Source organism: Pradoshia sp. D12 (assembly GCF_008935075.1).
Classification (GTDB): Bacteria; Bacillota; Bacilli; order Bacillales; family Pradoshiaceae; genus Pradoshia.
On the sequence record NZ_CP044545.1, the window covers coordinates 1928704 to 1948429 of the forward strand.

Annotated in this window: 17 protein-coding genes and 1 pseudogene; 1 reads left to right on the forward strand and 17 read right to left on the reverse strand. The window is 35.2% G+C overall.

What is annotated here, in order from left to right; translation table 11 throughout:
- Nucleotides 1-39: 39 nt before the first annotated feature.
- Together F7984_RS09380 and F7984_RS09385 are read right to left on the reverse strand one after the other, a co-directional pair.
- Nucleotides 40-2112, reverse strand: coding sequence for a helix-turn-helix domain-containing protein (locus F7984_RS09380; protein WP_140461464.1), 2073 nt, complete (start codon nt 2110-2112; stop codon nt 40-42).
- Nucleotides 2113-2478: 366 nt separating this feature from the next.
- The gene (locus F7984_RS09385; RefSeq protein WP_140461465.1) at nt 2479-3987 is read right to left on the reverse strand and encodes a class I adenylate-forming enzyme family protein; all 1509 of its coding nucleotides are present in this window, start codon (nt 3985-3987) and stop codon (nt 2479-2481) included.
- 451 nt (nt 3988-4438) lie between these two features.
- On the opposite strand from F7984_RS09385, the gene mbcS reads away from it, so the two are divergent.
- A complete protein-coding gene (gene mbcS, locus F7984_RS09390) occupies nt 4439-6019 on the forward strand; it encodes an acyl-CoA synthetase MbcS (RefSeq protein ID WP_140461466.1) in 1581 nt (526 codons plus the stop codon).
- A gap of 88 nt (nt 6020-6107) precedes the next feature.
- On the opposite strand, the gene F7984_RS09395 is transcribed toward mbcS, so the two are convergent.
- The 15 genes and pseudogenes from F7984_RS09395 to F7984_RS09455 form a co-directional block, all read right to left on the reverse strand.
- Complete coding sequence (locus tag F7984_RS09395) at nt 6108-6557, reverse strand: OsmC family protein (RefSeq protein ID WP_066103785.1); 450 nt, start codon at nt 6555-6557, stop codon at nt 6108-6110.
- Between the two features lie 95 nt (nt 6558-6652).
- A complete protein-coding gene (locus F7984_RS19045; RefSeq protein ID WP_181162001.1) occupies nt 6653-6811 on the reverse strand; it encodes a hypothetical protein in 159 nt (52 codons plus the stop codon).
- Between the two features lie 172 nt (nt 6812-6983).
- Nucleotides 6984-7127, reverse strand: coding sequence for a hypothetical protein (locus tag F7984_RS19050; RefSeq protein WP_192796845.1), 144 nt, complete (start codon nt 7125-7127; stop codon nt 6984-6986).
- A gap of 53 nt (nt 7128-7180) precedes the next feature.
- Nucleotides 7181-7840, reverse strand: coding sequence for a vWA domain-containing protein (locus F7984_RS09400; RefSeq protein WP_225983721.1), 660 nt, complete (start codon nt 7838-7840; stop codon nt 7181-7183).
- A gap of 59 nt (nt 7841-7899) precedes the next feature.
- Nucleotides 7900-8529: pseudogene (locus F7984_RS09405) on the reverse strand (TerD family protein); the annotation flags it as partial.
- Between the two features lie 199 nt (nt 8530-8728).
- Complete coding sequence (locus tag F7984_RS09410) at nt 8729-9811, reverse strand: toxic anion resistance protein (RefSeq protein ID WP_066103781.1); 1083 nt, start codon at nt 9809-9811, stop codon at nt 8729-8731.
- Between the two features lie 54 nt (nt 9812-9865).
- Nucleotides 9866-11491, reverse strand: coding sequence for a YceG family protein (locus F7984_RS09415; protein WP_140461468.1), 1626 nt, complete (start codon nt 11489-11491; stop codon nt 9866-9868).
- Nucleotides 11492-11803: 312 nt separating this feature from the next.
- Nucleotides 11804-12601, reverse strand: a complete 798-nt coding sequence (locus F7984_RS09420) for an HAD family hydrolase (protein ID WP_308810536.1) — start codon at nt 12599-12601, stop codon at nt 11804-11806.
- A 7-nt stretch (nt 12602-12608) separates the two neighbouring features.
- Nucleotides 12609-13718: a cysteine protease StiP family protein gene (locus tag F7984_RS09425; protein ID WP_139891926.1), complete on the reverse strand. Its 1110-nt coding sequence runs from the start codon at nt 13716-13718 to the stop codon at nt 12609-12611.
- A gap of 112 nt (nt 13719-13830) precedes the next feature.
- On the reverse strand, nt 13831-15219 hold the full coding sequence (locus F7984_RS09430; RefSeq protein ID WP_140461469.1) for a phosphoribosyltransferase family protein: 1389 nt from the start codon (nt 15217-15219) through the stop codon (nt 13831-13833).
- A 1-nt stretch (nt 15220) separates the two neighbouring features.
- On the reverse strand, nt 15221-16429 hold the full coding sequence (locus tag F7984_RS09435; protein WP_140461470.1) for an HpcH/HpaI aldolase/citrate lyase family protein: 1209 nt from the start codon (nt 16427-16429) through the stop codon (nt 15221-15223).
- Between the two features lie 80 nt (nt 16430-16509).
- Nucleotides 16510-17241, reverse strand: a complete 732-nt coding sequence (locus tag F7984_RS09440; RefSeq protein ID WP_375138411.1) for a TerC family protein — start codon at nt 17239-17241, stop codon at nt 16510-16512.
- Between the two features lie 128 nt (nt 17242-17369).
- Nucleotides 17370-17948 (reverse strand): TerD family protein, encoded by a 579-nt coding sequence (locus F7984_RS09445; RefSeq protein WP_066103766.1) that lies wholly within the window; start codon nt 17946-17948, stop codon nt 17370-17372.
- Between the two features lie 54 nt (nt 17949-18002).
- Nucleotides 18003-18584, reverse strand: coding sequence for a TerD family protein (locus F7984_RS09450; RefSeq protein ID WP_066103765.1), 582 nt, complete (start codon nt 18582-18584; stop codon nt 18003-18005).
- Between the two features lie 33 nt (nt 18585-18617).
- The gene (locus F7984_RS09455; protein WP_066103763.1) at nt 18618-19202 is read right to left on the reverse strand and encodes a TerD family protein; all 585 of its coding nucleotides are present in this window, start codon (nt 19200-19202) and stop codon (nt 18618-18620) included.
- Nucleotides 19203-19726 lie beyond the last annotated feature (524 nt).

Sequence of the window (19726 nt, forward strand, 5' to 3'; positions counted from 1 at the left end):
CATCAATAATAATGGTGGAAAATATGTCGTAATTTGAGGCTAAGAAGCTTGGTTCAGTGATTTCTTAAGATAACAGGCTAGTTGAAGGCGTAAAATGTCCTCTGCGTCTTCAAATGATATACTGAGACAATCTTCAATCTTCTTTAATCTTTGGTAAAGTGTATTGATATGGATAAACAATTTAGTAGCCGTTTGTGATGCAGATCGATTCAATTCAAAGTAAGTAATCAATGTTTCTTCGAGTTTGCTGGCTGCATGATGAGGTGTCTGTAAGGGTTCAAATACCTCCTGCAGAAAACGGTTAATTTCTTCTTTGTCTTGATTGATAAACAACCTGTTCAGTCCAATTTTCGAGTACTCTATTATATCAGGAACTTCCTTTGAAACAAGATATGAGAGAGCCATCTCCGCCTCATTATGAGATTTACCAATCAGGGATAAATCGCTATATGTTGAACTGATTCCTCCGCAGAGTAATCTGCCCTTTTCCTCCTCATTCCACATCACAATGGTTTGTTCTAAAATCTGCAGAATATAAGGGTATGATTTGGAATCGGGAAGGCAGAAGAGAACGATTGCTTTATTATGGTCACCGAAAATGGTTTGAATATAAAAGGATAATTCTTTTTTTAACTGAGCCACTAAACGGTGTATATAGGTGTCTAGCACTTCCTCGTCCTGATTTCCTATATACTGAAGGATTACTGAAAAAAACTCCTCCTGCTCCTTAATTCCTAATTCAGTTGCCTTAGATAATAAAGTAGTGGAATCTTTGCTCTGCAGCAATTCATAATATAACTCTCGACGATTTTTGTAATAAAACTCGACTAAATTCTTTTTCTTAACCAGTTCAAGTGCAAGGACAGAATATCCCTGTTCTAATGCGATATGGTCTAGCTGACTTAAGGGTTCCTTTATCTCGATAATAAGACAGCCAAGAATTAAATTTTCTGTACGGATTGGATATAGACAATGGGACTCTTGCTCAGATGTAATAATTTTGTATGGCAAACCATCTTCCATGTTTGTAATCGTACGATAAAGTTTTTGGTACGTATAAGAATAGGGCAGTTTTTTTCTTTCAGGTATGCAGCTATTTTCGATTAGGTCTACAAATATTAATTTTTTCCCTATTATTCTGTTTAGCTCACGAATTACCTTTTTTGCCCCCTTATTCTGCAGGGATAGATTTGTTAGTGTGGAATGGATATCGTCTCTTTTGAGCAGAAGTTGATTTTGATTTTTGATATCGGTGAATAACTTTGCATTTTTAAGTGCTACACCAATTTGAGAAGAAAAGCCTTGCATCAAGTGTAAATCTTGTTCTGTTAGACTCTTACTTGATTTAACCTGGCCAAGGATCATAGCACACTCAATTTCGCCATCAACAGCTATTGGAGCTGAAATTAACGATTTGACATGACGGGGAAAGTCATAGGTAGAATCCCAATATTGATTATTTTCTGGAGAAACAGTAGCCATCTTTAATAAAAGCTTAGAAGTATCCTTCACGAGCTCCGGAGTTCCATTCATGAACATTTGTCCAATAGATCCTTCTCCTATTCTATATTTCATTTTCCAAAGTCCGTCCATAACATGGCCAACTGAAGTCTTACAAACTATACGATCTAATTGCCGGTCATATAACCACAAAGTACCTAAGTCAGCGGTTGGAATAACTCCCATCGTATTTTTTAATATTGCAGAAAATATTTCTTCAATATCTAACAAAGAAGTAGTCTGACAGATACTCTCTATGATTTTATCGATCTTATATCGGTTTGCATGTAAAGCATACTCACTGTATATCGGATAAAGAAAATAATACATTAAATCCATTTCTTTATCGTCAAACTTAGTTGATTCAGATAAGCAGACGGATACTATGTATTGATTAGGATATTTGAAATAAAGATATGTTTTACGTTCCTTAACTTCCTGAGTAGATATAAAATCCATTAAGTCTATATGCACTGGCTCGAAAACACCTAAATGTTCCCCGCCCTCAATTAAAATAGAATCTGAAGTTTCAGGACTTGATAACCAAATTTGATACGGGCAATGAACACCTTTTTCCTTCAAAAATGCCTGCAAAACATTTTGGTTACTCATATTTCCTCCTCTGGATATAAATTATTTTTAAAAGATATTCACGTATTCTGTCATAGGTATGAATATATTGTCTGTCTACATTATAATATTAAATTTCCTAAAATGATTAATCAATCTTATTTATATCTGAAAATTCAGCAAAATTATACAAATACTTATCGATAAAGCTATTTCTCATATGATAATGGCAAGTAACGTTAATTATGAAAAAGGTGATAAGTATACTATGTATATTTAATTACTATTCAGTCAGCTTTACAGGTTCTTTTACTCGAATAACAGCAAAAAATCTCACAGTACTTTGACTGAGAGATTTTTTTGAATTGCTGAGCAACCATTAATCACCTAATTTAAATAGGCGTCTTCCTATGCCTTCACAGCATTATCTCGCAAAGTATGTTTGAGTACTTTCCCGCTCGCATTTCGTGGTAATTCTTCTACAAAGATAATTGTCTCGGGAGCTTTATATTTCGCGAGATTTTGTTGACAGTAGGTTTGAATATGCTCCGCTGATAGATGTCGTCCCTCTTTTAGCACAATAAATGCCTTAGGAACTTCTCCATAAACAGGATGAGGAATACCCACTACAGCAGCTTCTAATATTTCATCCAATTGATACAAAACCTCTTCAATTTCAACTGGATAGACATTTTCCCCTCCACGAATGAGCATATCTTTTTTTCGATCAACAATATATAATAATCCGTTCTCATCTAACCGACCCAAGTCTCCGCTATACAACCATCCGTCTCTGAGTGTCATGCGAGTTGCTTCTTCATTTTTTAAATACCCTTTCATTACTTGTGGACCTTTAACAATGATTTCTCCTACAGCAAAAGGAGGAACGTCCTCTCCATCTTCACTCACGACGCGAACCTTTGTATAGGGCAAAGGCTCTCCAACTGAACCGATTTTTTCTAGTGCATAATGATCTTTTAGGGTTGTTGCCCCTGGAGAGTTTTCTGTTTGCCCATATAGATTCTGAACCTTTACATTTGGGTAATAGGTCTTTAATCTTTTTACAAGTTCATATGGCATAGGGGCCGCTCCGTATGTAAATAACCGTAGATGTGATAAATCAGTCTCTGTCATATTAGGTGCATTTAATAACGTACTATAAATGGCGGGAACTCCAAAAAATATCGTGACTTTTTCCATCTCCATGGCTTTCAAAGTTTGTCCGAGTATAAAAGCTTCTTCAATGATGACTGTACCGCCGTTTACGATTGTTGGGATAGAAAAGCAATGACTGGCTGCACAGTGAAATAAAGGTGTAACGATTAGTGTACGATCCTCAGAAGTTGTTTCTAGTGACTGTGCCCAGATTTCAGCAATAGCTCGTACATTTTCTGCTGATAAACATACACCCTTTGGTTTACCTGTAGTTCCAGATGTATAGAAAATAACTGCAGTATCTTCTTTGTCTATGTGCTCTTGCCGGAAAGGGATAGAATGATCCTCTAAAACTGACTCTATAGTGTTTTTTTCACCAGTTTCAAGAATATCCTTAAACTGTTCCACAGTAGAACTTATTTTCTCTAGTATTGGATTTAAACGAGCATCATAGATAAGGGCCTTAGCTTCTGAATGCCGCATAATATACTCCACTTCTGGAGCTGCAAGTTTTGTGTTGATCGGCAATACTGAAAATCCACCTAATTGACAAGCGTAATAAGCAATTAAAAAGGTATCCGAATTAAATAAGTAAAGAGCTATGATATCTTCTTTTTGATATCCTTTTTGCTGAAAGAATCCTGCTAGGTTTTGTGCTTTTTGATAAAAATCTGAGTAGGTTGTTTCTTTCCCCTTAAATGAAGTAATCACGCTGCTGGGTTTTGTTTGTGCATGTTCACGTAATTGCTCAAAAATAAACACTCTAACATCCCCTTTGCTTATTAACTAGTATAAGTATAACGGGCTTGGAATCATTATTTTGTCGATTTATAGTCGTTTAATTAAAAGTTGATAGGTTTCCCTTTTTTACGTATATAGAATTCTATATGGTTTTCACGAATCATCTTACTAAGTTAAACCTATTATTCCACCGTAATACTTTCCATTCTTCCGGATGGATAGTCTAATATTTTTCAAACAATCTATAAGAAATAAAATAAAGATGCTGCATTGATGTACTCACCTATTAAACTTTGTTCAATTTTATTCTTCTGCTATGTCAACCTTGTAAGCCGTTACAAAAATTATTCCTATTCTCTTTCCTTTACTTGTCAGTAAAAAATAGCTAAAATTGTTTTTAATACCTGATACTAAAAGTTGCATATGACAACAGGTATCATATACTTGATTCGTATTTTAGGAGGATTTTTTTATGAAAAGAGAAGAATTAATAGCTCCTCATGTCTATAATTTAACAACTGAAATTGAGCGTTATACCAATGATCCAGAGAAATTGGCTCTAAAGTGGGAGAATCAGGATGGTCTGACTAGATCAATTACATATAAACAATTAGTCGAAGAAGCTAATAAAATAGGAAATGTATTTGCTGAAGCGGGATTACAAATGGGAGATAAAATACTGGTGATTGTTCCCCGTATAATCGAGGCTTATGCCATCTATATGGCAGCATTGAAATCCGGTATTGTACTTATTCCATGTTCAGAAATGCTCCGTGCAAAAGATTTGGCTTTTAGAATTCAGCATGCTGAAGCTCGAGCGGTAGTCTGTTATGAAAAATTCACTGCTGAAATTGATGCGGTACCTGACTCAGATAACCTGATTAAATTCTGTGTTGGTGATGTTAAAGATCAATGGATTTCACTAGATGAAAAAGTGAAAACAGCTTCCTCTCAATTTAAAGCTGCCAACACTACCAGGGATGATATTGCTTTGTTATCCTATACTTCCGGCACAACAGGAAATCCAAAAGCAGTCGTTCATACTCACGCCTGGGGCTTTGCTCATTTGAAAACTGCTGCAAAGAATTGGATGTCTATTAATGAAAATGACCTAGTGTGGGCAACAGCCGCTCCTGGGTGGCAAAAATGGGTGTGGAGTCCCTTTCTATCCGTACTTGGAACAGGAGCAACCGGCTTCGTATATAATGGAAAATTCAATGCTGATACCTTTTTAGATTTGCTGGATAAGTATCGAATAAATGTTTTCTGCTGTACACCTACTGAATATCGGTTAATTGTAAAAAGTGAAAAACTACATACGTACAAATTACCTTATCTCCATAGCGCGATTTCCGCTGGTGAAGCACTAAATACAGAGGTGATTAATGCTTTTTACAATCAGTTTAATGTAACGATTCGCAATGGTTATGGACAAACCGAGAGTACATTATTAATCGGCCAATTAAAAGATATCCCAAATAAGCCTGGTTCCATGGGTAAAGCTACACCGGGAAATATAGTAGAAATTGTCGATGAAAATGGGCAGCTGTGCCAAGCAGGTGAAGTTGGTAATATAGGTGTTCATCTTAGTACACCTGCTCTCTTTAAAGAATATTATAAAGATCCGGAACGTACACTTTCGCAAAGAAAAGGTGAATACTTTATTACAGGTGACCGAGCTTTAAAAGATGAAGAAGATTTCTTTTGGTTTGAGGGTAGAAGCGACGATATTATTATTAGCTCTGGATATACAATCGGGCCGTTCGAGGTGGAAGATGCTTTAATTAAGCATCCTGCCGTGAAGGAATGTGCAGTCGTAGGAAGTCCTGATGCGATTAGAGGAAATATTGTTAAAGCCTTTATCGTCCTAACAGACTCTTATAAACACCATTCAGAAAAAGAACTGATTGCAGATCTTCAGAGTTTTGTAAAAACCTTAACCGCTCCATATAAATATCCGAGGAGCATTGAATTTACCGAGGCGCTACCAAAAACGACTTCAGGAAAGATTCGTCATGTACAATTAAGAGAAATGGAACTAAGTAAAGACTAAATATCAAACGACCCGACTTCTAAGTAAGTTGGGTTTTTTGTCTCTATATAAATAAAAACCGTCACTAATACCGCGACGGTGTAAAATTTTATTTTGTTTGTGTGACCTTAACGCCTTTTGATACAACTTTTGTTGGATTGATTAAGGTATCAAGTGCTGGGCAATGTGCTTCTATATAACGGATAAATTCCTCGATTTTTTCTTGAGGCGCATTAGACTCCATATGGACGAAATAACGAATTTCCTCTAAACCAACTTTTGCACCTGGTTTTCCCTTGTAACCGCCCGTATCTAAATCACCTTCAAGCTCGATCACTAAACGATCGTATTGAATTCCCATTTTATCCGCATAACTTTGAGCCATAATGGTTTGACAAGCACCGAGTGATGAAAGAAGGAGTTCTAATGGGTTCATGCCAAGATCTGTTCCTCCTGCTCTTTCCGGTTCATCAATTGTCACCTTATGTCCCCTTGCTTCGACCTCGACCTGTACATTATTAATTAAAGTTGCTTTTGATTTCAGTGTCGTTTTTGCCATCATCAATCTCCTTTTACACGTAGTATATGAAAATGAATAGCTCTCTCACGTTACTGATCCGTTAAAACGATATGTTTGTAGATTGTGATTTTCTTTTATTTCTTTTTGTGGTGATCCGATTCTTTTCGTATCGTCCCGATTTTCTTATCACTGCGTGTATCCCTGCCATTACGATTTCGAATGGTCCCGGGTGGGAGCTCATATTCTTTTTCAAAATTGCCTAATCTGCAATCGTCACTTGTCTGTTTTGTCAATATAGATCACCCGTATATAATTTATATCTGACTATATAGGTTAATACCACGAATTATACGATTCTATTCATAGGATCGAATAGACTGCAAAACAAGGTGCGAACATATGTTCTTTTTATTAAAAATAGCATTTTGTAAAAATTACAGTCATAATCTCTAATTTTTCGAACTTTTATAAAGAAAATAGCCAATGTTCGTGTTTTTCGCCAACTCGTTGGTGTCCGGTCGGTGGAGCAACCGCACTTAGCTTCTCTAAATACGAATGAAACCATTTCATAAACATATAACGTTTGTGTTTTTGTGTGGTATCATTCAAAAATTATTATAGAGATTAATCCTTGTTAAGGAAATATAGAGCTTTTGAGTATATTATCTCAAGATCCCCTTTTGCTTTGCTTCCTCTAACCATTGTGGAAATTCGTTTAATAATTGATCGTACAATTCTTCATCGGACACATCTTCCAAATTATTCAGATGAAAGAAATTTGCATTATCCACAAATCGGCCTTCCATTGTATCCAACTTTCTTAACACATCAAAATTAGAATCACCTATACCTACAAACTGCCAGAAAATCGGCATTTTTGAAGAATTTGCGATGATCTTTTTAATACCTGATTTACATCCGCCATCATTAATAAATACTAAAAAGACTGGCTCATCTGCTGGTTCTTCTTTCATATATTTATGTATAACATCTTTCATAACTTGTGGTTCGTCATTTCTTCCAAACTTATGTATGGACTGATTATTTACTATCTTATCATTGACATAATTGACAAAATCCTTTTCTGTAACAGCAGGCAGCCTGGAAAATTCATTGTCATAGACCCATACATCCAATGAACCGTTATCATCAAATTGGCTTGCTACAGCCAGGATTCTCTCTACTGCTTCCTGGACAACCCCGTCACGGTATAAAGCTCGCATAGAACCTGATATGTCTAAAACAAATCCTACTCTGGCTACAACGCCTTGTAATTTCTTCTTCTCTAAAACAACTTTAGCAATATTCTTTTTTAATAAGATCGGCTACATCCGTAACTCTCCCTTGTTATTTCTAAATTTGCTAACTGTGGTGCAATCCTTTATTTTGAACCTCTTACCCAGTTCATGCCCCAATTAAAAGCACGATCCATATCCTGATGGCCCTTAAAGTACTCTACTAGCCTTTCTACCTTGAATGTTTCGTTGTTAACATTTTCTATCATTGCAATTGCACACATATTTTTCCCGTTTAGATGTTCATCTAGTTTTACTTCTACATCGGATCCACCAGGATACTTAAGAGTTACGACACCGTCTGCTTGAGACCAATTAGCTACTCCTTGGTAAATAAACGCATATACTAAAATTCGTTTAATTTCGGTCACTTTATCTCCGTTAATCCGAAGATTTTCCCCGCCTACTGCACTTCCCGTACGGTCATCAGCATCCAATTTCATAAAAGGTCTTGCATTATAATTGCCAAAAGCATTGCCAAGAGCTTGGACACAGCCTTTTTCTCCATTTTTCATTTCAAATAAACAACCAAGATCAAGGTCGACATTATTAGACTTACCGAATAAAGCAGACATGAATCCACCGGATTTAGGAGCACTTTTTTGATTCCAATTTAGGTTTACGAGCAGTTCTCCGAGTGATTGATTCGTACTTTTTGTTAGATTGATATTTTGTCCTTTTTTCTTTAATTCAATTTTATTTAAGTTAACCATTATATTACACCTTCCTTATTTGTATTTTATTTACATAAATTAATTATATTTTAATTTACAAATTTTAGATAGAAAAAGAATCATATTAAGTCGATATTTCAAATGAATCGATAAAAAAGCTAATATTCACTCGAATTACCAGCCAATTGGTGATATAGAATATAAAAAAAACCCTATCTTCACTATAGATAGGGGTAATCGGTTAGGATTGGGATAGGACGCGTTTCGCATCCTCTCTAATCGTTTCCAAACGTTTTTTATCTTCAATCCGTTGCATGGACTGTTCTTCTTTAACCTTTTTATATTCATCTATTCCTTTAACAATCGTATCCCACATATTTTCAATGGTATCCATTTTAATACTAGAGCTACCGGAACGCTGAGCAATCTCAATGCTTTGATTCATAATATCGCTAGTGACATCCTTTAACATTTGATTCGTGCGATCTTCAAATGCATTCAATGAATCTGAATGTACTTTTTGACGTTTTGCACTGACCGTATTAATAATGCCCATTTTAAAAATCGGAATGGTTGTAACAAAGGCACTATTAATCTTTGCAACTAAATCATTATTTCCACGTTGCATGGTTTTAATCTGTGGAGCGGCAATAACAGCTACCATACGGGCTTTTTCTAAATCATCTATTTTTCTTTCTAATAATTCTTTGACTGTACGAAGATTTTCCAGCTCCATCCGAGCCATTTGATTGCCTGAATTTACTCGTTGTTCGCATTCAGGGATTAACGTCTGATTTACTTCCTCTAATTTCATTTCAGCAGCTACTACATATTTTTCTAATTCGAAATAATATTCAATATCTTCTTCATATAAACCTTCGAGATTTTGATTTGTCCGCTTTAATTCATCCTCAATCATCGCAAATTCTCTATGAATTTTATCAAGCTCTCCACCTAATGTTTGATATTTTTTAAAGAGAGCTTCCGTTGTCGCCTTCGCTTTTTTAAACAATTTTGCGATGAAATTAGGTTCTTTCATGATTTCATTTTTATCAAACCGTTTCATTAATTTCTCTAATTGAATTAATAATTCACCGGATTCATCAATTTTCGAAAGTGCCATCGTGTTTAATATTCTGTCTGAAAACTGAGAAAGCCGTTCTGCCGGTGCTCTCCCAAGTGATAATAATTCATTTTGATTGCGCAGGTCCATATTTTCAACAATCTGAAGGACCTGTGCTTCATTGCGCAGCTGCATTCTAACTTCATTAGCAGACTGTTCTGTCAAATCTGTATTTTGTTTAATCTGTAATTCATTTACCATTAGTTATTTCCCCAATCATTGGAATATTTGTTGATTCAGTCTTTTAGATATCAGTTAAAATATTCTTTTAATAATCTTTTTAATGAATGATTTTTCTCCTTGCTGAAAGTCTGGAATTTCTTGTTCAAAAACAATATCTTCTAGCCAATGGGTATCGTAATGAGATGGGTCTACAAAATTCTCTATATCGGTTTGTCCTGCTGGATTGTATAACACAATATCCACACCAAATTCATTTAAAAACAGCAGCAGTGCCGCATCCTCACGGGTAAATGTACTGTTAGTTCCCATATTGTATAGAACGATTCTTGGCACATCCTGAGAATAATCAAATTGTTGTAATTGTTTCAGAAAATCTTCAGGAATCAAGCTCGCTTGTTTAAATAAAAATAATTGCAAATCATATTCTGTTTCATGATTCAGCTTTAGTAATTTAGGATGTTCACAGTACTCTTTAATCGTCCAGGCGATGGCCCTTTGCAGCTCAATCGGCAAAGGTCCATATCTCCACCAATTTCCTGCGAGCATTTTTTCGGGTGACAGTGCGCCATCTTTATCTAAGGAATGTTGAAAATGAAAATGATAATTGGCTTTTGTCTTTGTCGTGAAAGGAAATTCGCGAATGTTTTTCGAGAGTGAAGAATCCTTGAGACCCTTCATTTTAGACCAATAATCCGCTCGATCTCGTGAAACTCCATTGATTTTTGTGAATATGACAGGAATGATTACTCGATCCTTATCAATTTTAAATTGAGGCCTAATCATTGCTTTTTCTTTTGCATATATAAATACATCATCATAGGTCATTCTTAATGTTGTAGATGAAGGCTTGAAATTTCTAAATTGCCAAGGTTTATAAATACCAGACTCATGATCATTTAACATGATTTCAAGCTGTTTGTTGGCTCGATACGCTACAGTTGTTTGCCGCTCTCTTTCTTTCGTAGGGAATGGTTCTAGCTTCCCTTTATTCGTATACACATAGGGTAGTGAAAATTCATTTTCTCGATCAAGATCGCTAAAAAAGTCTGTGCCGGCAGGATGCAAAATTAAAACATCACAACCAAATTCCATGAGCAGTAATAAAAAATATTGCTGACTTAAGGATAGATCTCCATACCAAACGACTTTCGGAAAATCTGAACCTATTTGGAGGTCTTTAGACCATTTTTCCCAATGATTTTTAAGCCACTTAATCATATCGATGATAAATCTGCGGAATTCAGGTGAGAGCAACCCGCTCTTCTGTTTATCTTTAAAATGTTCAACCACTTTAATGATTGATATTTGTACATGCCTGTTAATTGTAGAATCCGTATGCTTAGGTATTAAGTTTTTACCATAAAAAATGGCTATTAATCGTTTAATTGATAATCCTTTATTTTCTGTACGATGTAAGGTTAAAACATCATGTATAGTTTGGAACACCTGATTATCAATCGTTTTATCCAATTCTTCACTTAACACATGTATAAAAGGTTTTTGGTGCATGTCGTATAAGGAGTTATAGTATTCATCTTCGTCGAGTGGAATACCTAATACTCGGAGACTGATTCTTTGAAAACGAAAAGTTGATTCATCTAAATGATAGGATGGTCTTGTACGAATAGAAGAAAGAAATAACTCTAACCATTCTGCTGTAGATTTGTTTAATAAAGGTTCTATTTTTATGTAATTCAATATTTAAACTCCTTTCTCTAAGATGATTCGTACATTAATATTATATATCTATTTTTTTACAGTTGCGCTAAGAGATTTGGGAAATCTGCTCTTTTTTTACAAAAAATATAACTTTGGGAGAATATTATACGCCCGTAATCAGTCCATTTTTCTATAAACTAAAAAATCTATGATATTTTCGGTCAATTACATAGATGTTTTTTAGGAATCGCTATTCAGTTAGAAATAAAATTGCTAAAACAATTGAAAGAATGAGCAGTAACCCAGTGGGATAGTACTTTATACTCTTACTCCCACCGAGTTACAGCTTTCTTACAGGCTCAGAAGATTTTTAATTAAATCCTCTGTGGAAGCTGCTCCTTTACCTTTTAACCAGTTTATTTTTGGATCGTTCGGTTTGACATCGTAAAGCTCTCCATGCTTTAGACTATATCCTTTATCGGCAATCGCGATCATATCATAATCCATAAGGGAATCCCCGGCAGCAGTGTGAATATCATAGTCCAGCCGCTTTTTTAAATGCTCCACTGCAAAAACTTTATTTAAATTACTTGGCAGTATATAGAGTTTTCTTCCGTGCAAAAATGTTCTCCATCCGATTTTGTTTAATTCATCTTCAAAGGACAGCAGTTCTTGATGTGGTAAGGTATCTTTATTTACATGGTACATATAGAACAAGGAATCGATATAAAACTCACGCTCAACCCAGGAATCATGACGGATCTTTGCGAACGTATTTAGCATGTCATGATGTGGAAGTGAAGTAACAGAGAGATGGTTTTTAATAAAATCGTCCCACTCTGAGTCAGGCTTTCCATCTACTAAAATCGTTCCGCCATTGCTCACAATCGCATATTTAGGTTTTATTTTCTGTTGAAATACTTCAATTCTCTCATATTGATATAGTGCTCTTGTCGTTACTGGTACAAATAGATGTTGTTGATTAAATTGTTGTAAAAGGTCAATAGAAGTTTGAGACATATAGGTAATAACCTGATCATCTTTAAATTCGACTGGTGTTATTTGATTATCGATGGGGTACTTGTCCATCATATTTTTTGAATAAATTAAAGTTCTGTCTAAATCGGATGTAAATAAAATAATAGTAATCCCTTCCTTATACCTCTTTTATAATTCCGCAGCATGTATAGGACATATCCCTGAATTCCTCAACCGGTACATTTCGCTCTTTAGCCAAAAACAAAATATGTGATAAATCATTTGAATGATTAGGATTGATTAGGATTTTCCAGGGTATTCTTCGCAATAAAACACGTGTTGTTTCTCCAACACCTGGTTTGATAAAATGTGTATTGCTAATATTGTAGATGTTTTGAATTCTTTCAATAGAATCCATCCCGAGCCACGTAGGTGTTTTATCTTCTTGACGTAATTGTTCCAAGGATTGTTTCACTTGCTCTTCTACTTTCCCAAAATCCTCGCTAATCGTATCCACATAAAAATTCGATAAATCTGCATCCGCTAATTCTTTATAAAACTTTGCACCATGAAAGTCATCCTTGCTCATGAATTCATAGTTTAATACAGTACGACTTACTAATCCTGATACCGTAGAGTTTAAACAAGCGGATGGGATTAAAAAGTCATCTCTTGTTCCATATATATCTACACAATGCCCTGGATCGGCTAACACGGCCAATGAAGGATCAATATAATTCGAGTGAGTTGAATTATATTTCTCGCATGCTTCAGCTAATTCAAACGTAATAGCTCCTTTTCCTGTCCAGCCGTCTATTACCTGAATGTTCGCATGAGAATGCTGCTCAAAAATATAATCAATAGCTGCCTCATCAATGCCTCTGCCGCGAATGATAGATATAGAATAGTGAGGAACATTGATTTGATATTTATAGGCGTAATAACGTTTAATCAACACTCCAATTGGTGTTCCAGCTCTTGCTAAGCTGACTAAAACTAAGTTATCCATTCCTTTACGTTCAATAATCTGTTCGGCCACTGTTCCAATAGCCACAGCTAGACGCTCTGAATATTTTTTTAATGTATCATGAAATAAATTTATATATTCTTTTGGAGGATGATATTCGACAGGGAGCATTTCCGAATAGTGTATACCGGATTGGATCAAACTTTCTCTTTCTTCCGTTTTGGTTTCAAAAACGTAATCACTAATATCTCTTAATAAAAATATGGCATCATCTTCGTTGTAGCTTCCCATTTGATCCGGTATTAGTTTTCGTTTAAGCATAAAATCCCTCCTGGTTGTATAGTGGAGCAGTATATAACTATAAAAGTATGAAACTATATATGATATCTAACAGTTCTAGCCAATTAGAAAGAAAATGGTTGATATGAATTCCTTACTGATTCATTTCCGTTAGAGTGATGACAGTAATGAAATTAATCCCGGTTTGTTTTAATGCGGATAGTATGGAATTTACTGATTCATGAGATGAGTTTCTTTCAATAAATATAAATATCTCGTCATAGCGATTGATTTCAATATTATATAAGTAATTTACGATCCCTTTATTTTCAGGACTATCAAATGTAAATTTATTATGAATTAGGTAATCACTCTTTTCTAAAGAGTATATTGGACTTCGAGTAGTAGATTGAAAGTAAACCTCACTCCCCATGGACGAAGCAATCATCATAGGTATATACATAAATTCCCCGGTACCTATAACCAAGGTCCTCTTACCTTTGCGATGCTGTTTCAAAATACCGCCTATCTCTTCAAAAATAGGAGAAAAACTTCTTTCTTCTTCTATATCCAGACCAAATCTCCCTGTAGCCTGTGAATAAGGGGAAGCATTTAGAGACTCATCAGTATTGATAGAAGTAAATTGATTAAAGTGATGGTCTTTAAAATAATGATGGATAGGTATATATGAAACGTGTTGCTCAGAAGTTTGATTAGGAGCAGCAAGTTGATCCTCTAGCTTTAAATCAGGTTGACCATTAATCGAGATTGTTCCATCCATTAAAGACACTGGATGTATGGTAACCCCTAATTCTCTTTCTAATTGCTGATATTGTGAACGATGCTCAGCTGTGCGCCAATCCAAAATCGATATCAATGTAAATACCTTTTTTGATGGATAAACAGAATGGATTTTTCGGATAATATTGATTGCTGTTTTACCCGTTGTTATTTCATCATCCACTAATACAATTTCTTGGTCGTTATCAAAAAAAGCAGGATCGCTTGAATAGACATAATGGCTGCTGGCATGGGAATGTTCTTCTTCAAAATTAATGATTGAAGGGATTTCAGCTATTTTTTCTCTTGTTGTGTGTATGTATTTTGCATGTTTATCAAAGGAACTAAATACCGCATGGCCCAATGCTGTAGCCGTCTCAGCAAAACCAATAATGGTTAGTGGCTTTGGCAGTTTGATCGGATCTTCTTCAACTAAAAGCAAGGATTCCTCAATGTTTCCACCAGTTTTTATAGCCTCAGCGATTGCCTCTGCACGCATATCTTTCTTGCCGTAGACGACTTCTAAATATCGCAGGGATAATAAATGACCAACCAGTAGAGGTATTTTAGGATTAACAGCCAGATGTTTGCCTAAAACCGTACTTACGAATAAAAAATTACGTTTCTTATTAATGCGAGTCGCCATTTTAAATAAATGATGTGTTTCGAAATCATATGGATTATCATAGACTTCGATCCTAACTGTTAAATCATCCAGTATTTGGTGCGTTACTTCTCTTATATTCACTCTGGTTGCTGTCATTTCATTTCACCTCTAGAATTTGTTCATCATATCCTTGATTTAAAAGTAAACTAGTAAAATCTTGATCAACATTATATACACCGAATACCTTGGCTCGGAGTAGGATTTTTTTCGCCCAATAATAATGAGGTTTCATTTCATTCATTTTGTTTTCATACATGCTTTTTAATACCCCTGCATCCCCTTCGCGGTTCGCTATGATGCTTATGGCATCTAAATATTCTTCATGTGTAATGGTATATAAAGAATGCACTGCTTTAATATGAGTAGGGTGTATAATGGTTTTTCCGTTAATTCCATTTAATTTATCCAGGAGGACTTCGTTAATTAAACCATCTAAATATTCATTGATTAATTCAGTCCGCTTTACTAGACCGGAGCTACCATATCTTCTTTGAAAAGGAGATACACGCAGTGTTGGTTTTAAGATACGGTTATCTTTTGAGAAGAACTCCCAAACTGGCCCGGAAACTACATATTCATCACCTTGTCTGGTAAATAGATTGATAATATCCGTGATACAATCTCTAATCACCGACACATCATAAATAGTTGTGTCTACTTTTCTTCGTATACCAAATAAACCAGAAAAATCAGTAGCCCCTATCCGGATGTTTAATATATAGCTCTTATAAGAATCCAGTAATTCTTTTATTTTTAATAGAGCATCCATTCGGGTTTCTTTATAAATAATTTCAGCTGACTCCAATATAGGCATACCATATAGTAAGCTATTGTTTTTATTGATTTCATCCAGGATTGCTAAAAATTCTTTCCCATTTTCATAATTGAATTTTGGAAAAACAAATCCTGTCAGAATGTACAAATAATCGTTAATGAGCTTAGTTATTCGTCTCATTTGGATTGGATCCCGTACTCTTATAAAAATAAGCGGCAGTTCATCTATACTTATTTTGTTTTCCTCAAGATGCTCAGATAGTGTACAAAGATGTTCCAGCAATTTGTTTTCAGCATCCACAACTATACAATCAGCCACTGAGTCTTCCAAATCAATCACTAATGAAGTAAGTTCTTGATACTTCTTATTAATGATATCCTTTGCGATATTCGCTTTAATAGCAGGCATATAAAGAGTGGCACCTAGGGCATAAGCAAGAACCTCTTTATCTGTGTATTTCGTAAAAGGCTCCGGTTCCATATAAAAAATCTCTTTCATTTTTACTGATGATTCATAGCTGAAGTGCTGCATCCTTATTCTCCTTTCATATAAAAAATAAAGACTACTGTTAACGAACACAGTAGCCGTTTTTAATTCTCAGCCAGATCCAATTATTTCTCTTTAGATGCAGCCATTTCCGTGTTTTTATCAATATTTTTACCTTTATTGATATAATGAATGATAAAAGTTGCGAGAAAAGCGACAATGATAATCGCAAAAAATACATAATGAGATACATGGAAGCCAAAAACACTTGCAAACATTTTTGCTGAGATAATCCCAATAAGTATAAATGCAGTAGTTTCGAGTTCAGGTACGCGTTCAATTAATGTTAAAAATACACCGGCAACTGTACGCATCATTAGGATTCCTAACATACCGCCAACCAAAAGTACCCATACTTGATCAGATATTGCAAATGCAGCTAATATAGAATCCACTGAGAACGCAATATCCATTAATTCTACTGAAACAACCGTGCTCCAGAATATTCCGATTGTACGTGTAAGCCATGAATTTTTATTAAATTGTTTTACGCCGTCTTCGCCATCTCCGGCTTTTGACCGAAAATGCTGGATTACGATCCATGCTAAGTACGCAGCACCTAAAACTTTAATGAACCAAAATTTAACGAGGTATACGCCTATTCCAATAAATAAGAAACGGAAGAAGTAGGCACCGAACATCCCATACATAAGTGCTCTTTTTCGTTGTTTTTCAGGAAGATGCTTTACTAAAACAGCCAGAACAAGGGCATTATCAGCGGACAATAATCCTTCTATGATTACTAAGGACCCAATTAGTCCCCATGCTACAGGATCAGTTAATACTTCCGCCCACATGTCCAAGTCAAAAAATAATGCATACGTACTTAAGATTTGTTCTAAAATTTCCAAAGTGTTAACCCTCCGTTGTATATCTTAAAAATAATAGGGGAAAGAAATAATTCCCCCTAACTAATCATTTATGCTTAAACGCTTAAGCCATATGCTTTAACCAATGAATGTAACCCGCCTTGATAACCGGAACCAACCGCATTGAATTTCCAATCAAGGTTATGTCTATAAACCTCACAAAATACGACAGCTGTTTCAATACTGAAATCTTCTCCAAGGTCATAACGTAAAACCTCAACGCCCGTATCTTCATTTACTAGACGTACAAAAGCGTTGGTAACTTGTCCAAAATTTTGACGGCGAACTTCCGCATCATGAATCGTTACTGTAATAGCAATTTTGTTCACATCATCGGGGATTTTAGAAAGATCGATTTTGATTTGTTCATCATCGCCTTCCCCTTCTCCCGTTCTGTTATCTCCGGTATGGGTAACGGAACCATCCGTACTTTGAAGATTATTATAAAAAATGAAATCGAAATCGTTACGGCATTTTCCGTGGGCATTTAAGATGAACGCAGAGGCATCCAAGTCAAAATCTTGACCTCCATCAAAGTTTTTTACATCCCATCCTAAACCGATAACAATTTTTTGCAATGTTGGATCGTTTTTAGTCAGGTCAATACGTTGACCTTTACTGAGTTGAATAGCCATGTGCAAAATCACACCTCTCAAATTCGTATATTACTATTTAATAAACGAATAGTATTATCCTATTTGTAATCCATAGTCATTGCAAAGAGCAGCTAAACCGCCTTGGTAACCGGAACCAATCGCACTAAATTTCCATTCTCCTTGATGGCGGTATAATTCGCCTACAACAACGGCAGTTTCAATGCTAAAATCTTCTCCCAAATCATATCTGATCAGTTCTTCATTCGTTTCTTCGTTCACAATTCGAATGAAAGCGTTTGAAACCATACCAAAGTTTTGACTTCTGGAATCAGCATCATGGATGGTTACAGCAAAAGCAACTTTTTGTATACTTTGTGGAATACTTTGGATTGAGATTTTAACCTGTTCATCATCGCCGTCACCTTCTCCAGTTAAGTTATCACCAGAGTGAGTTACGGAACCAGCACCACCTGTTGTATTATTATAGAAAACAAAATCTTCTCCGCCGGATACTTTTCCGCTTTCATTTAAAAGAAATACGGATGCATCAAGGTCAAAATCATGTCCGCCATCATATTTGTTTACGTCCCATCCTAAACCTACTATTACTTTTGTTAAACCAGGATTTGTTTTTGTAAGATCTACTTTTTGTCCTTTTGATAATGAAATTGCCATTTTATTTCCCTCCAGTATTTTAATTAATATTTATTATTGGTATTTGCTGCATATCTCCGATAGACTGCTATCTTTCGTTCCATCACCAATAGCAGCAAATTTCCATTCTGAATTGTGACGATAAATTTCACCTGTAATCAATGTTGTTAAGCCAGCATAATTATCCGACAAATTAAATCGAACTAATTCTTCGCCTGTATCGTGATTCACAACACGTATATAAGCATTCTCAATCATGCCAAAGTCTTGTTTTCTTTGAACACAGTTATAAATGTTTACGACAAAAACTAATTTGTTGTATGTATTTGGAACAGATTTCAAGTTGATTTTAATGGATTCATCATCACCATCGCCATCCCCAGTTAAGTTGTCTCCTGAATGAATAACAGAACTACAAGCACTTTTTTTATTCCCAAAATAAACAAGATCTTTATTACTCTGCAATTTATCTGCAGTCAGCATAATAACTGATGCATCACAGTCTACATCTGCACTTCTGCTAAAAAAGCCGCCTTTTTTCTTTACTGGATCCCAACCTAAACCAACCATAATCGTATTTAGATTTGCATTACCTTTTGTCAGGTCAATTCGTTGTCCTTTTTGTAAGCTTATAGCCATTAACGTTCTCTCCTTCTTTAGTTTTGGATTTTCTGTATAATAGCCATGGGTGAAATAACGAATATTTACATAATTCAATAAATTTCGTTAGTTAATATTTACTAGTTTATGAAATTACTAACTAGTAAAGCGCTATATATTTACTATAATAACTAAAAATGCCTTACATTTACAACTTTTTATATTAATTCCCACGAGATACTTTATATTTGTCGAATTTTTAGACATTTCGCATTATTGTCTCTTCCAGTTATAACCTTTTATTCTTCTTTTCCCTGGATGCTTTTCATCACTTTAGACTCTTCATTTACAGGAAATAGATTACTAATTTAGTAAGTACTTAATATCGTCATACCGGTAGCAATATGTCGTCATTGAGGGGTCTAACTAGACAGGAATTACCCATTAACTGAAAAATAGGCATTAGAGAAATTAGAACAGGAAGAAAAGTAATAAAAGTACTAATGATTTAGGGGAAATATGTATAACAGATAGGGTGGATACAAAGAATATTTACTCTCCTC

Bases quoted from the DNA above. Each gene is read 5' to 3' on its own strand.
- F7984_RS09380 (WP_140461464.1), bottom strand. From the start codon at position 2,112: ATGAGTAACCAAAATGTTTTGCAGGCATTTTTGAAGGAAAAAGGTGTT.
- mbcS (WP_140461466.1), top strand. From the start codon at position 4,439: ATGAAAAGAGAAGAATTAATAGCTCCTCATGTCTATAATTTAACAACT.
- F7984_RS09395 (WP_066103785.1), bottom strand. From the start codon at position 6,557: ATGGCAAAAACGACACTGAAATCAAAAGCAACTTTAATTAATAATGTA.
- F7984_RS09410 (WP_066103781.1), bottom strand. From the start codon at position 9,811: ATGGTAAATGAATTACAGATTAAACAAAATACAGATTTGACAGAACAG.
- F7984_RS09425 (WP_139891926.1), bottom strand. From the start codon at position 13,718: ATGCTTAAACGAAAACTAATACCGGATCAAATGGGAAGCTACAACGAA.
- F7984_RS09430 (WP_140461469.1), bottom strand. From the start codon at position 15,219: ATGACAGCAACCAGAGTGAATATAAGAGAAGTAACGCACCAAATACTG.
- F7984_RS09435 (WP_140461470.1), bottom strand. From the start codon at position 16,429: ATGCAGCACTTCAGCTATGAATCATCAGTAAAAATGAAAGAGATTTTT.
- F7984_RS09440 (WP_375138411.1), bottom strand. From the start codon at position 17,241: ATGTGGGCGGAAGTATTAACTGATCCTGTAGCATGGGGACTAATTGGG.
- F7984_RS09445 (WP_066103766.1), bottom strand. From the start codon at position 17,948: ATGGCTATTCAACTCAGTAAAGGTCAACGTATTGACCTGACTAAAAAC.
- F7984_RS09450 (WP_066103765.1), bottom strand. From the start codon at position 18,584: ATGGCAATTTCATTATCAAAAGGACAAAAAGTAGATCTTACAAAAACA.
- F7984_RS09455 (WP_066103763.1), bottom strand. From the start codon at position 19,202: ATGGCTATAAGCTTACAAAAAGGACAACGAATTGACCTGACAAAAGGT.